We start from the raw sequence: 12,977 nt of genomic DNA on the forward strand, positions 1-12,977 counted from the left end.
GCTTCGCCGGGCTTCTGGCGAACGCTAAGGACGTCTTAGCCGCGCTTTAACCCGCCCGGATGGCACAGTGGACGGATGGGACGGCGCGGACTGCTGATGACGGCGGGCTGGCTGCTGGCCGCCGCGGCCACCGCCGGGGTCGGCACGGTGGCCCTCGACCTGGTCGGCGCGGGCATCCTCGGCCCGCAGAACCAGCCGCTGTCCGCCGGCGACGTCGCCCGCGCGCTGGAAACCGTGCCGACGAGCACCACCCCGGCGCCGTCAACCACGCCGGTCACCTCGAGCGCGCCGGCGCCGCGCGGCCTGACTGTCTCCGGCGGCAGCCTGGTCGCCACGTGCGAAGGCGGCCAAGTCACCCTGAAGTCGTGGAGCCCGGCCCCGGGCTACCGCGTCGACGACGTCGCGCGCGGCCCCGCCGCCACCGCGTCGGTGAAGTTCAAGAACGACGGGGCAGAGTACGTGACGGCCGTGTCGTGCCTCAACGGCGAGCCGCACGCCGAAACCGTCGCCGACGACAGCGGCGGCCACCGCGGCCGCGGTTAGGACGGCAAGCCGGCGTTGAGCCTGGCCAGGACACCGTGCGGGAACGGCAGTTCCGGCGCGCTGACCTCGGTCAGCCGGTCGAGCTGGACCTCGGTGAGGTCGAGGGTGAGTGCGCCGAGGGAGTCGGCAAGCTGCTCGGGTGACCGGGCGCCGATCAGCGGCGCGGGCATCGCGGCCCGGCGCGTCACCCAGTGCAGGGCGACCTGGGCCGGGGTCGCGCCCACCTCGGCGGCGACCTCGCGGACGACGTCCAGCACGACCCAGCGGCTCTCGGGCGTGGCCCGGGACGCCTCGGCGAGCCGTCCGTCGCCGCCGCCGTCGCGGGTGTACTTGCCGGACAGGAACCCGCCCCCGATCGCGCCCCACGGCTGGACCGCGATGCCGAACTCCCGCGCCAACGGCACGTGTTCGGCCTCGATGGCACGCTCGACCAGGGAGTATTCGAGCTGCAGCGCCGTCACCGGTGGCCCGCCGAGCATCGCGGCCTTCGTCGCGTACCAGGCCGGGACGTCGCTGAGCCCGACGGCGCGGATCTTCCCGGCGCGCACCAGGTCGCCGAAGGCCGCCATCACCTCCTCCGCCGGGGTGAAGCCGTCCCAGATGTGCAGCCAGTACAGGTCGACGTGGTCGACGCGCAGCCGCCGCAGCGACGCCTCCAGCGAGGCGACCATGTTCTTGCGGCCGTTGCTGCGCCGGCGCGGGTCCGACCGCGGTTCCCCGCCGCCGAAGTCGGGCCCGGAGTACTTGGTGGCGAGCACGACGTCGTCCCGGTCGACGTCGCGCAGGAACTCGCCGACGAGCTCTTCGCTGCGGCCCGCGCTGTAGTTGTCCGCGGTGTCGACGAAGTTGCCGCCGCCCTCGACGTAGGCGCGGAAGATCTTGCGCGCGGTGGTGTCGTCGGCGCAGAAGGACCCGGTGCCGAAGGTCATCGCGCCGAGGGCCAGCGGGGAAACCCGCAGGCCGGAGCGGCCCAGCGGCCGGTAGTCGTCCAGTTCGGTCATGGCCTCGATCCTGCAACCTGGAGCGCGGTCCGGGTCAAACCCGGCCGGTCACTCGTCCGAAAGGATCACCGCGCGCGAAGCGAGGTGCAGGGCCAGCCGTTCGTCCGGCCGGGACAGGTCCACTCCCAGCAGCTGCTCGATCCGCGCGACGCGGGCGGCCACGGTGTTGCGGTGCACGCCCAGCACCGTGGCCGTCTCGGCGATCGAGGACTCGGCGTCGAGGTAGGCGGCGAGCGTCCGGACGAGGTCGCCCGGCGCCGCGCGCAGCGGCGCGACCAGGGCTCGGGCCGCGGGCTCGAAGGTGTCCGTCCGGGTCCACTCGAGCAGCAGCTGGGCCATGCCGAGCTGGTCGACGTGCAGGAAGTGCCCGGTTTCCGGACGGGTCGCGGCCAGCCGCGCGGCGTCGAGGGCCTCCGCGACGGTTGCCGCCAGCCCTTCCGGACGCGGGTGCGGCCGTCCGACACCCATGTGCGCGCCGAGGCGCAGCGTCCGGTGCGCCGCCTGGAGCCGGGTGGCCAGGGCGCGCACGCGTTCCGCGGTGGGCTCGTGGTCGAAGGTGACCCAGCCGGTCCAGCCGTCGCCGTGCTCGACGACGGCCTCGACGTCCAGCGCCCGCATGACCTCCTGGGTGCGCGCGACGGTGTCGACCGCGGCCGGGACGCCGAGGTGCAACCCGACGTGCCAGCCGCCGAGCCGCCAGCCCGCGTCGGCGACCCGGCGGCGCAGGTCCGCGCCGGGCTCGGAGTCCAGCCGCAGCAGGTCGGCGAGCAGGGCCGTGCGGGAGCGCGCGTCCCGTTCGAGCTCCAGCCGGTTGGCCAGCAGCCAGCGTTGCAGCGCCCCGGCGGCCACGGCGAGCGCGGGCGGAACGACATCGGCGCGCGCGGCCTCGGTGCCGCGCAGTTCGACGGCCAGCCACATCGCCGGCCGCTCCAGCAGCACGGGATGTGCGAGCAGGACACCGTCGTCCAGCTCGGTCCGCTGCGGCACGGGTTCATCAAGCCGCACGCGCCCACCGACTTCCCCGGCGAGCGGCACACCGCCGTCATCGAGAACGGCGACGGGCGACCGAAGCAGCCGCCGAAGCACGGCAACAACTTCCTCGGGCGGCCGCAGCCGGTCCCCGAGCGCGCGGTGGGTGGCCAGCAGCAGGTCGGCCCGGTCGAGTCCGGGAGCGGCGAGCAGCAGCCGAGCCTCGACAAGCAGATCCAGCGGCGGCGCAGCGGTGGTCAGCAGCGGCACAGCCAGACGTTCGGCAAGAAGCCGCGACGCGGTGAGCGGGTCGGTGCCGGGCAGCAGCACACCGGCGCCCCCGGCATCGGCACACCGCCGCAACAGGGCATCGATCTGCCAGTCGGTCCCGGCGACAGTCCGGGCGACCACGGTGAGCTCCCCGGGCCCGGGAAGGTGCGATGCGTCCAAAGTGGCCTGAACGGTCGTGAGTGGACGGTCAAGTCCGGCGGCACCGGCGAGAAGACGGACGTGCTCGGCCCAACCGGGGAGGGCGAGCACCCGCCGGAGGCTCATGACGGCCCTGCCGCGGCCAAGTCAGTGTCCTGCCGAGGGTTCTCCGCAACCGCAACCGCAGGCGCAAACCCCACCGCGCCAACCCGCGCGCTCATCCCAGCCCCACCGAATCGCGACCGATGCCAACCCGCGAGCGCAAACCCCACCGCGGCCCAGCCGATCCCACCCCGCCCGCTCACCGCAACCCCACCGGATCGCAGTCGATGCCGTACGCCCGCGGCTCCAGCACCGGCAACCGCGCCGGGTCGAGCCAGAACTCCGCCGCCGCCAGGCGGACCACATCTACCTCCACTCCCGCTCGGAGTGCGTCGCACGGGACCGGGACTCCCGTGCGGTGGTCGAGCACCGACAGCACGTCCGGGGTCGAGGCCACCGGTTCGCCGTCGCGCAGCGCGAGCAGGTACTCGTTCTCCATCTCCAGGCGCAGCAGCTCGCCGCTGTGGTGGTCGGCCAGGGTCACGCTGCCGCGGCCGAAGCCCGGCCCCACGTGGCGCGCCACCTCCAGGACCCGGCCGCGGGCGAGCACCGACCCGTTGAGCGCCGTCTCCAGCCGGTCGCGCGGTGGGCTCTCCCCCGCCGCGCGCACCCGGCGGCCGAGGGCCAGCGCCGCGCTCGTCGAGCCGAGCACCGAACACGCGGCCAGCTCGCCCGCCGGGATCGGCGCCAGGGCCAGCGCCGCCCAGCCGCCCGAGCTGGCGACGAACGCCCGAGCCGCGCGCTCGACCATCGTGTCCGACCCGGCCGCCAGCAGCATGACCTGGCCGCTCTGCTCCGCCAGTGCCGCGGGCGCGACTCCGCGGCCGGTCGCCGCGACCGCCAGCTGGTCGAGCCGGGGCAGGCCGCGCCCGGACAGGTCGGCGTCGACGTACGCCCGGCCGAGCTCGAGCGCCACCACCAGCGGCATCAGCCCGTTCAGGCCGCCGATCTCGATCGACATCAGCGCGTCGGCGCGCTCGCCGGTCCAGCGCTCGATCGCCGCCACCGCGGACGCGAACTCGTCGCCGCCCGGCAGCTTCTCGGTGAACGCCGCCGTCGCGCCGACCACCCCGACCGGCACCACCCGCGCCGACGGCGGCAGCGTGTCCGCCGGCCGCACCACCGGCTCGTGGCCGCGTTCGAGCTGCCGCCGCAGCAGCACGGCCGCGGTGACGGTGTCGCCCCCGCCGCCGGAGCCGAGCAGGGCGGCGCCGCGTTCGAGGGCGGGCACGTCACCGGCCGTGATGCGCATGAACGACCACAGTAGACGAACTCAGCGCAGGGCGTACCCACCGTCGGGGTAGAGGGTCGACCCCGTGGTGTACGTGCTGCCGAACAGGTACAGCACCGCATCGGCCACTTCGGACTCCTTGCCGACGCGGTGCAGCAGCGTGTCCGCCCGGTACTGCGCGAAGCTCGCCTCCCGCACCGCCGCGGGCCGCCCGGCCCAGAGGGTGCCGTCGATCGTGCCGGGCGAGACGACGTTCACCCGCACCGGCGCCAGCTCCACCGCCAGCCCGCGCCCGAGGCCTTCGATCGCCGCGTTGCAGGCGACGTACGCGGGCGCCGCGCCGGGTGGCCGGACGCTCGCCGCTCCCGACATCAGCACGATCGACGCCTCGGGAGCCAGCCGCGGCACAGCGTGCTTGACGGCGTGGTACTGCCCCCAGAACTTCGTGACGAACGGGCTTGCCGCGTCCTCGTCGCTCAGCTCCCGCAGCGGCCCGACCGTGTAGGACGCGCCGGGCGTGAACAGGTGGTCGACGCGATCGAGCGCGCCGAAGAACGCGGCCAGCGACTCCTGGTCGGTGCTGTCGACGACCTGCCAGGTGGCCCCCAGCGGATCGGCCGCCGCGGCCAGCTTCTCCGGCGTCCGCCCGCCGAGGTGGACCGAAGCACCCGCGGCGGCGCAACGCCGGGCCACCGCCAGCCCGATACCCGACCCGCCGCCGATGATCACGACGTGCTTCCCGGTCAAGCTCACGCGATCTCCTCGACGGGCCGGAAGGGGTGCGGCAACCCGAACGCGGCCGGGCCGAACGTGTCCAGGGCCGCCGGCGTGCGCATCAGCGGCGGGGTCGAGATGCCGACCACCGTGACGCGCTGGCCGTACCGCAGGGTCTCGGTCGTGATCGGCTCGGCGGTGGCCGCCTCCAGCACGCAGATCAGGTCCGGCACCACACATCGCACGGAACCGTCCACAGTGGCCAGCAGGTTCTCGTTCTGGAACAGGATTTCGAGTTTGTGCGCGCCGTCGAACGACACCGCCTCGGCGCGGCCGCGAGCGAAGCCCTCTTCGGTCCGACGCTCCACATCGGACACCTTGCCGCGGAACAGCACCCGCAGGTGTGCGTACGGCGTCGAGCGCAACGCGGCCGCGAGCCGCTCGACCGGATCCTCGGTGCCTTCCCGCGCGGACCGGATCGTCCGGCCCACGGTCAACGCCAGCGAAAGCGTTTGCGGCACGGCCGTGCGCTTGACGTCGGCGCCGCTCATCGCGTACTCGGCGATGTGCGCGACGCCGCCGAGCCGGATCGTGATCCCGCGGGCCAGCCACTCCATCCGCCGGTTGTCCGCGCCGGTGTTGATCACCGTCGTCTCGCCGCGCTCACCGCCGATGGCCATGGGTGACCCCGGGATACCGTATACACCGAACGTCTCCATCTGCAGCTCCGGGAACGCCCGGCCCATCCCGTCCGCGTCGACCACGGGCAGCCCGAGCCGCGCGCCGACGAGCAGCGGGATCATCGAGTTGATGCCCCCGCACTCGATGGGCATGGTCGCGTCCGCGGATCGGCCGAGGTGCTTCTCCAGCGTCCGCAACGCCAGCACCGGCTCCGCGCCGTTGGGCAGCTTCTCGTGCACCACGGTCGGCGCGCCCATCTGCGCGGTCGGGATCACGAGCGCGGCGTCGTCCACTTCGGACGGATCCAGGATCGTGACCGGCCCGTGCTCGCGGATCGCCTCACGCACGAGCAGTCGGCCGACGTAGGGATCGCCGCCCCCGCCGGTGCCGAGCACCGCGGCGCCACGGGCGAGGTCGGGCAGGTCGTCCTCGGTCAGGGTCCAGCTCACCCGGCCACCCCGATCGGGTCGATGTCGTATCCGAAATACCGCGGCCCGGCGAGCGCGATGCCCTCCGGTGTGTGCCAGCGCGGGTCGGCAGGCGCGGCGATGACCGTGACGCGCTGGCCGTACCGCAGGCCTTCGGTGGTGACGGCCTCGCCCGACTCTCGCTCGAGCGTGCAGATCAGGTCCGGCACCGACGCCTCGACCACGCCGTCACGTTCGGCCACCAGGTGCTCGTTCTGGAACCGCAGCACCAGCTCCGCGCCGGTGTCACCGTCCATTCCGGACAGCCGGGCCTCGCCGCGGGCGAAGCCGGTGACCGTCCGCCGGGCGACGTCGACGACCTTGCCGCTGAACAGTCGCCGGCCACCGAGCCGTTCGACGACGCGGGATACAGGATCCACGTGCGCCTCCCGCGCCGCGCGGACCAGCGCGCCCAGCTCGGCGCACAGGCTGAGCGTGCCCGGCACCAGCGCTTCCCGGGCCTGCGCACCGGACATCGCGTAGTTGCTGATCATCGCCGAGCAGCCCATGTCGATGGTCGCCGACCGGGCCAGCCGCTCGGCCCAGTGATTGTCGACGGTATCCAATACTCCGCGGTTGCCCTTCTCGTCGGCAATCGACATCGGCGTCGCGCGGATTCCATACAGTGTGGGAAGGACCATCTGCAGCTCCGGGAACGCGCGGCCCATCCCGTCGGCGTCGACCAGCGGCAGGCCCAGCTGCGCCGCCGCGACGACCGGGATCAGCGAGTTGACCCCGCCCGCCTCGGCGCACGCGATGTGCGTCAGCTCCTTGCCGAGGTACCCAGCGAGCGTGCGCGCGGCCAGCCCCACCTGCTCGGCCGAGGGCAGCTTCTCCACCATCACGGTCGGCGCGCCCATCATCGCCACCGGCAGCACCACGGCGTCGTCGTCCAGGTCGGCCAACGGAACCAGCGGGACCGAGCCATGAGCACGGACCGCCGACGTCGCCAGCAGCCGGCCGATGTACGGGTCTCCCCCGCCACCGGTGCCGAGGATCGCCGCGCCACGCGCGATGTCGGCCAGGTCGGTGAGCGTGATCTCGCGCATCACGCCCCCAGCTGCAGGTCGCCGACGGCCTTCGCGCGGATGCGCGTGGCGTTGCCGGGCAGGTACGGGATGGGCACCTCGTCGAAGTCGACGATGGCCACGGACGCGGGTGACGCGCCGGCGGCGACCGCCCGGTCGATCGCCTCCTGCTTGGCTTCGTCCACAACGGACTCCCGGCGGCCCGGCTCGATCACGTAGACGCGGTCGACCTCGCCGCCGATCTGCGCGATGGCCGCGCCGATCGCGTTGGCCACGGCGTAGTTCTCCGGCCGGTGCACCTCGCCGCACCCGGCCAGCTCGTCCGGCAGCAGCACCGAACCACCGCCGACCGCCACGACCGGCAACGGCTCGGCGGACGTCCGCATCCGTTCGACCACATCGGACACGTCCGCGGCGATCTTGTCCAGCGCGGCCCGCACCAGCGAGCGGTCCAAATGCGACACCAGCGACGCGTCCCCGATGTCCGCGCGACCGGCGGCGACCGCGATGTCCGTCGCGGTCAGCGTGTCCCCGCCGAACACTAGGGCCTTCGACGTCAGCTCGTAGCCGACCGAATCCGGGCCCACGGTGACGTTACCCCGCACGCGACTCCCCCCGCCGAGGCCGATCGACAGCACGTCCGGCATCCGGAAGTTCGTGCGGATGCCCGCGACGCTGACGTCGGTGGTCGCCTCACGCGGAAAACCTTGCCGCAACACGCCGACGTCCGAAGTGGTGCCACCGACGTCGACCACCGCGCAGGTGTCCAAACCGGACAGCACGGCGGCGCCGCGCATCGAGTTCGTCGGCCCGGAAGCGAAGGTCGCCACCGGGTACCGGCGCGCGAAGTCGACGTCCATCAGCGTCCCGTCGTTCTGGCTCAGGTAGAGCGGCGCGGTGATGCCCGCACCGGTGACGGACGCGGCCAGGCCGTCGACGATGTGCGCGGCCAGCTCACGCAGCGCCGCGTTGATCACCGTCGCGTTTTCCCGCTCCAGCAAACCGATCCGGCCGATCTCGTGGGACAGCGAGATCGCGGCGTCCGGCAGCTGCGCGGCGATGATCTCCGCCGCGCGGGTCTCGAACTCGGCGTTGACCGGGGAGAAGACCGAGGTGATCGCAACGCTGCGCACCCCGGCCTCCCCCATGTCGTCGGCGGCCTTGCGCAGCTCGCTCTCGTCGAGCTCCGCGATGTGGCGGCCGTCGAACTCGTGTCCACCGTGGACCAGGTAGCTGCGCCCCGACACCGCGTCGACGAGCCGCTGCGGCCAGTCGACCATCGGCGGCAGCGACGCCCCGGCCGGCAGGCTCAGCCGCACGGCCGCGGTCGGCGCGAGCCGGTGGGCCTCGACGAGCGCGTTGATGAAGTGCGTGGTGCCGATCATCACCGCCCGGACGGCCGCCGGGTCGAACGCGCGCTGCCGTTGCAGGCCGTCGATCGCGGCGACGATGCCCGAGGTGACGTCCGCGGTCGTGCTGGTCTTGACCGAGGCGAGCACCTGACGGCCGTCGAGGAGGACGGCGTCGGTGTTGGTGCCGCCGACGTCGATGCCGATGCGCACAGGGATTCTCCTTAAGCGGACTGGACGACGGGAGCGGCCTCGGCGGTCCGGCTGCTGCCGATCCCGCGCACCAGGCCGAGCTTCCCGGCGACGACGTACAGGACGAAGGCCACGACGAGCGAGTTGATGCTCGGCAGGCCCCACTCGACGAACTCGCCGAAGAGCGCCGCGGCGACCCAGACGACGAGCGTCGCGGGCACCCACACCGGGGCGTCCTCGGGCACGGTGCCGCGCGAGCGAGCGCTTTCCAGCTCCCCGCGCCACTTCTTGACCACGAAGTACTCGGCGACCATGATCCCGGCGATCGGCGGGAACGCGACCCCCAGCACGGTGAGGAAGTCGGTGAACTTCGCCAGGATCCCGGCCGCGGCGAGGACACTGCCGGCCAGGCCGAGCACCGCCGTGACGAGCCCGCGGTGGGCGCGGCGGCCGGACACCGTGCCGATGAAGTTCACGACCCCGAGCCCCGAGGAGTACAGGTTCCAGTCGTTGATCTTGATCGTGCCGGCGATGACGATCAGCAGGCCGACCCAGCCGACCGACGACGTCACGATCGTGGTGATCCCGGCGCTGCCGACGGCGTGCGCGAGCAGCACGCCGGACAGGCCGATGACGTACTCCCCGAGGGTGATCCCGACGAGCGTCTGCTTGACGACGTCCGAAGTGGACCGGTTGAACCGGGTCATGTCCGGCGTGATCACGGCGCCGACGATGAACCCGCCCGCCACCAAAGTCGTGCCCTGCAACAAGCTCATCGACGGCCCGGGCGGGGCCGAGGAGACGAGCGCGCCGAGGTCGTGGCGGGTCAGCTCGGAGATCACCGACCAGCCGACGAGGATCAGGAACGCCGGGACGGTCAGGTACGCCGTCCAGGCCATGGAGTGGAACCCGCGCACCACGATCGCGGTGACGAGCAGGCCGAACAGCAGCGCCCAGGCCCACTCCGGCAGACCGCCGATGAGCGCGACGAGGCCTTGCGCGGATACTGCCGACTGGATACCGAACCAGCCGATGAGGCTGATCCCGATGGCGAGCCCGATGAGCGCCGAGCCGCCGCGGCCGAAGCCGGTCCAGCGGGCGATCATGGACGTCGAGAGGCCCTCGCGGACGCCGATGACGCCGACGAGGATGGTGATGAGCTCGAGGATGACCGAGCCGAGGGTGAACGCCAGTACCGCCGGCCAGAAGCCCATCCCGAAGCCGACGGTGGCGCCGAGGAGGAACTGGGACAGGGCGGAAACCTGGCCGAACCGCTGGACCGCGACCGACCACCACGAGTACCGGGCGTGGTCCGGCACTCTGGTCAGGGCATAGTCGTCGACACCGACTGCTGAGGCCACGTCGACCTCCTTCTCCGGGCTGGGGAACGGTTCCCCGCACCGTAAGCAGCGGTCCCGGCGGCGTCACGGTGCGATGTGCACAGTTCACGCGTCAGGACTGTGCAGTCAGCCCAGAGGGTCCACCCCGGTCAGCGTGACACTTTCCGTCCACACCCGCTCGGCGGCCGCGTCGTCGGTGAGGTTGGCCCAGCGCGGTTCGAGCCGCGGCCGGCCACGCAGGCCGAACACCCGCGGCCCCCACAGCTGGCCGCCGGCGACGTCCGGGCCGAGCACCGCGCGGACGGCGGGGCGCGCGCCCGCGTCCTTGCCCTGCAGCAGCGCGCGGGCGGGCAGGCCGCGCAGCCACTGGCCGGCGGTGCGGACGTGCACCGGCGGCCGCGACGGCGTCAGCGAGTCGAGCGCACCACCGGGATGGGCGATCACGCTCAGCCGCCTCGAACCGGCTTCGCGCAGCCGCCGGTCGAGTTCGAGGGCGAACAGCATCTGGGCCAGCTTGGACCGCTCGTACGCGCGCTTCGGCTGGTAGTCGCGTTCGCTCTGGAGGTCGGCGAAGTCGAGGCTCGACGACTTCGCCGCGAAGCTGCCGGTGGTGACGATGCGCGCTTCCGGGCTCAGCACCGGCATCAGCGCCGCGACCAGTGCGAAGTGGCCGAGGTGGTTGGTGCCGAACATCAGCTCGTGACCGGCGTCGGTCTCGCGCCGCGGCGCGTGGTCGAGCATGACGCCGGCGTTGCAGACGACCGCGTCGAGCACCCCGGTGTCGAGCGCCTTCAAGGACGTCAGGTCGGCGAGGTCGATCTTGACGTACCCCACCTTCGCGCCGGCGACCTGTGAACGGACCGAGGCCATCGCGGCCTCCGCCTTCGCCGCGTCACGGCTGCCGATCACCACTTCCGCCCCCGCCGAAGCCAGCTGTTCGACGGCGAAATAGCCGATCCCGGCGTTGCCCCCGGTCACCAGCACCCGCATGCCCGTCCCCTCCCCGTGCCAAGCTGTCCCGCATGGAGAACGCTACCGGCTACCGGCGCTCGGCCGGCTCGGCCCGCGGCGAAGCCCGGCGCCGGGAGCTGCTGACGAGGATCACCGACGACGTCGCCGAGAACGGTCTGGTCGACTTCTCGCTGCGGCGCGCGGCGAAGTCGGCCGGAACGACGCACAAGGTGCTGCTTTACCACTTCGAAGGCGCCGAAGACCTGCTCCGCCAAGTGGTCTTTTCGCTGCGCGAGCGGCGGATCGGCAACGCGCTGACCGCGGTCGCCGCCTCGTCGTCATCGCTGGCCGACCGGGTCCGCGCAGCCTGGGTGAGCCTGCGCGACGAGGAGTCGGAGCTGCGGCGGGTCCTCGACCAGGCCATGGGCCTGGCGATGTACGACCCGGGCCGGTACGCGGCGCTCGGCCGGGGCGCGTCCCAGCAGTACCTGCCGACGCTCATCTCCTTCTGCCCGCCGCAGTGGCCGGAGCAGCGGAAGTTCGAGGTGGCGTCGATGATCCTCGCGACGTTGCGCGGCTTCCTGGTCGACCTGCTGACCAGCGACGACGGTGACGGCTCGGCGGCCGGGTTCGAGGCGCTGCTGCGTGCGGTCGAGCGGGAGGAAGCCGCCGGCTGACGCTCGACAGTTTGCGAACCACGTGGTTCACTTCAGTCCAGGGGGACCACACTGGGAGGCTGTCATGCAGGTCGAGCTGTCCGCGGGCACCGTCGAGTACACCGATACCGGCGGCCCGGGCCCGGTGACGGTCTTCGTCCACGGCCTGCTGATGGACGGAACACTCTGGGACGCCCCCGTCGAGGACCTCGCCCGTGACCACCGGTGCGTCGTCCCGACCCTGCCGCTGGGCGCGCACCGGCAGCCGATGCGCGAAGACGCCGACCTGTCGATGAGCGGCATCGCCGCGCTGCTCACGGAGTTCCTCGAGCGCCTCGACCTGCGGGACGTCACGCTCGTCGGCGTCGACACCGGCGGCGCGCTGGTGCAGCTGCTGATGGCAGGCGGCGCGCCACGGGTGAGCGGCGTGGTGCTCGGCTCGTGCGACGCGTTCGACAACTTCCCGCCCGGGCTCACCGGCAAGACGCTGGTCGCCACCGGAAAGCTGTCCCCAGGCCTGTTCGGGGTGTTCATGCAGCAGATGCGGCTGCGCGCGGTGCGGCGCCTCCCGATCGCGTTCGGCTGGCTGACCAAGCGCGGCGACGCGGCGACGGCCCGCTGGATCCGCCCCCTGCTGGCCGACGCGGCGATCCGCCGCGACACGGTCCGCGTCCTGCGGGCGGCGGCCGCTTCGGCGGGCTTCCTGCTCGAGGCGGCCGAACGGCTGCCGAGCTTCGACCGGCCGGTGCTCCTCGTCTGGGCGAGCGAGGACCGCGTCATGCCGCTCGAGCACGGCCGGCGGCTGGAGGCGTTGCTACCGAAGGGAAAGCTTGTCGAGGTGGCTGACAGCTACACGCTGCTTCCGCTGGACCAGCCGGCGGAGTTCGCCCGGCTCGTCCGGGAGTTCACAGCCGGCTGAGACCGTGGAGGATGCGTTCCATCAGCTCGAGGCTGGGCCGGTTCCCCGAGCCCTTCCGCGCGGTGTGCACGGCGACGATCCCCCGGTCCGCCAGATCGGACAGCAGGACCCGCGCCACCCCCAGCGGGATCCGCCGCCGCGCGGCGACCTCGGCGACCGACTGCGAAGTGCGCAGCAGCGCGCAGATCTCCGTCTCCTCCGTCGTGCTCCCCCGCACCACGGCGCGCCCGCGCTGCGTGATCGACACGAGCGTCTCGATCGGGAGGTCCCGGGTCGGGCGGGTGCGGCCATGGGTGCGGAAGTACGGGCGGACCATCCCCGCCCCGCCTTCTTCGAGCACGGACCCCCAGTGCACAGCCAGCTCCTCACGGCGATTAATCCTTGTCGGCGATTATTTGACCTAAA

At 72.8% G+C, this 12,977-nt stretch carries 13 protein-coding genes; 3 read left to right on the forward strand and 10 right to left on the reverse strand.

Annotated features, from left to right (window positions below; translation table 11 throughout):
• Nucleotides 1–75 precede the first annotated feature (75 nt).
• Nucleotides 76–543, forward strand: a complete 468-nt coding sequence (locus ACZ63E_RS27320; protein WP_465338953.1) for a hypothetical protein — start codon at nt 76–78, stop codon at nt 541–543.
• On the opposite strand, the gene ACZ63E_RS27325 is transcribed toward ACZ63E_RS27320, so the two are convergent.
• From ACZ63E_RS27325 to ACZ63E_RS27365, 9 genes are all read right to left on the reverse strand, one after another.
• A complete protein-coding gene (locus tag ACZ63E_RS27325; protein ID WP_465338954.1) occupies nt 540–1,544 on the reverse strand; it encodes an aldo/keto reductase in 1,005 nt (334 codons plus the stop codon). The two genes, ACZ63E_RS27320 and ACZ63E_RS27325, sit on opposite strands and share 4 nt — an antisense overlap.
• 48 nt (nt 1,545–1,592) lie before the next feature.
• Nucleotides 1,593–2,924: a PucR family transcriptional regulator gene (locus tag ACZ63E_RS27330; protein WP_465338955.1), complete on the reverse strand. Its 1,332-nt coding sequence runs from the start codon at nt 2,922–2,924 to the stop codon at nt 1,593–1,595.
• A gap of 319 nt (nt 2,925–3,243) precedes the next feature.
• Nucleotides 3,244–4,296: a DUF917 domain-containing protein gene (locus ACZ63E_RS27335; protein WP_465338956.1), complete on the reverse strand. Its 1,053-nt coding sequence runs from the start codon at nt 4,294–4,296 to the stop codon at nt 3,244–3,246.
• 21 nt (nt 4,297–4,317) lie between these two features.
• Nucleotides 4,318–5,028 (reverse strand): SDR family oxidoreductase, encoded by a 711-nt coding sequence (locus ACZ63E_RS27340; protein ID WP_465338957.1) that lies wholly within the window; start codon nt 5,026–5,028, stop codon nt 4,318–4,320.
• Complete coding sequence (locus ACZ63E_RS27345) at nt 5,025–6,119, reverse strand: DUF917 domain-containing protein (protein ID WP_465338958.1); 1,095 nt, start codon at nt 6,117–6,119, stop codon at nt 5,025–5,027. Before ACZ63E_RS27345 ends, ACZ63E_RS27340 begins: the two co-directional genes overlap by 4 nt.
• The gene (locus tag ACZ63E_RS27350; protein WP_465339102.1) at nt 6,116–7,186 is read right to left on the reverse strand and encodes a DUF917 domain-containing protein; all 1,071 of its coding nucleotides are present in this window, start codon (nt 7,184–7,186) and stop codon (nt 6,116–6,118) included. The genes ACZ63E_RS27345 and ACZ63E_RS27350 overlap by 4 nt, the downstream gene beginning before the upstream one ends.
• Nucleotides 7,186–8,727 carry a hydantoinase/oxoprolinase N-terminal domain-containing protein gene (locus ACZ63E_RS27355; protein WP_465338959.1) on the reverse strand — a complete coding sequence of 514 codons (1,542 nt, stop codon included), beginning with the start codon at nt 8,725–8,727 and terminating at the stop codon, nt 7,186–7,188. The genes ACZ63E_RS27350 and ACZ63E_RS27355 overlap by 1 nt, the downstream gene beginning before the upstream one ends.
• Before the next feature lie 11 nt (nt 8,728–8,738).
• Nucleotides 8,739–10,067, reverse strand: a complete 1,329-nt coding sequence (locus ACZ63E_RS27360) for a purine-cytosine permease family protein (protein ID WP_465338960.1) — start codon at nt 10,065–10,067, stop codon at nt 8,739–8,741.
• Between the two features lie 105 nt (nt 10,068–10,172).
• Nucleotides 10,173–11,036 carry an SDR family NAD(P)-dependent oxidoreductase gene (locus ACZ63E_RS27365; protein WP_465338961.1) on the reverse strand — a complete coding sequence of 288 codons (864 nt, stop codon included), beginning with the start codon at nt 11,034–11,036 and terminating at the stop codon, nt 10,173–10,175.
• A 32-nt stretch (nt 11,037–11,068) separates the two neighbouring features.
• Between ACZ63E_RS27365 and ACZ63E_RS27370 the strand changes: the two genes are divergently transcribed.
• Together ACZ63E_RS27370 and ACZ63E_RS27375 are read left to right on the forward strand one after the other, a co-directional pair.
• The gene (locus tag ACZ63E_RS27370) at nt 11,069–11,674 is read left to right on the forward strand and encodes a TetR/AcrR family transcriptional regulator (protein ID WP_465338962.1); all 606 of its coding nucleotides are present in this window, start codon (nt 11,069–11,071) and stop codon (nt 11,672–11,674) included.
• Between the two features lie 64 nt (nt 11,675–11,738).
• Nucleotides 11,739–12,572, forward strand: a complete 834-nt coding sequence (locus ACZ63E_RS27375; protein ID WP_465338963.1) for an alpha/beta fold hydrolase — start codon at nt 11,739–11,741, stop codon at nt 12,570–12,572.
• Here the strand turns inward: ACZ63E_RS27375 and ACZ63E_RS27380 are convergent.
• Complete coding sequence (locus ACZ63E_RS27380) at nt 12,559–12,927, reverse strand: DUF742 domain-containing protein (RefSeq protein ID WP_465313577.1); 369 nt, start codon at nt 12,925–12,927, stop codon at nt 12,559–12,561. The genes ACZ63E_RS27375 and ACZ63E_RS27380 overlap by 14 nt on opposite strands.
• Nucleotides 12,928–12,977: the final 50 nt, after the last annotated feature.

The organism is Amycolatopsis sp. NPDC104819, from assembly GCF_055583145.1.

Coding starts and splice junctions, on each gene's coding strand:
- ACZ63E_RS27365 (WP_465338961.1), bottom strand. CDS start 11,036: ATGCGGGTGCTGGTGACCGGGGGCAACGCCGGGATCGGCTATTTCGCC.
- ACZ63E_RS27375 (WP_465338963.1), top strand. CDS start 11,739: ATGCAGGTCGAGCTGTCCGCGGGCACCGTCGAGTACACCGATACCGGC.
- ACZ63E_RS27325 (WP_465338954.1), bottom strand. CDS start 1,544: ATGACCGAACTGGACGACTACCGGCCGCTGGGCCGCTCCGGCCTGCGG.
- ACZ63E_RS27335 (WP_465338956.1), bottom strand. CDS start 4,296: ATGCGCATCACGGCCGGTGACGTGCCCGCCCTCGAACGCGGCGCCGCC.
- ACZ63E_RS27350 (WP_465339102.1), bottom strand. CDS start 7,186: ATGCGCGAGATCACGCTCACCGACCTGGCCGACATCGCGCGTGGCGCG.
- ACZ63E_RS27370 (WP_465338962.1), top strand. CDS start 11,069: ATGGAGAACGCTACCGGCTACCGGCGCTCGGCCGGCTCGGCCCGCGGC.
- ACZ63E_RS27320 (WP_465338953.1), top strand. CDS start 76: ATGGGACGGCGCGGACTGCTGATGACGGCGGGCTGGCTGCTGGCCGCC.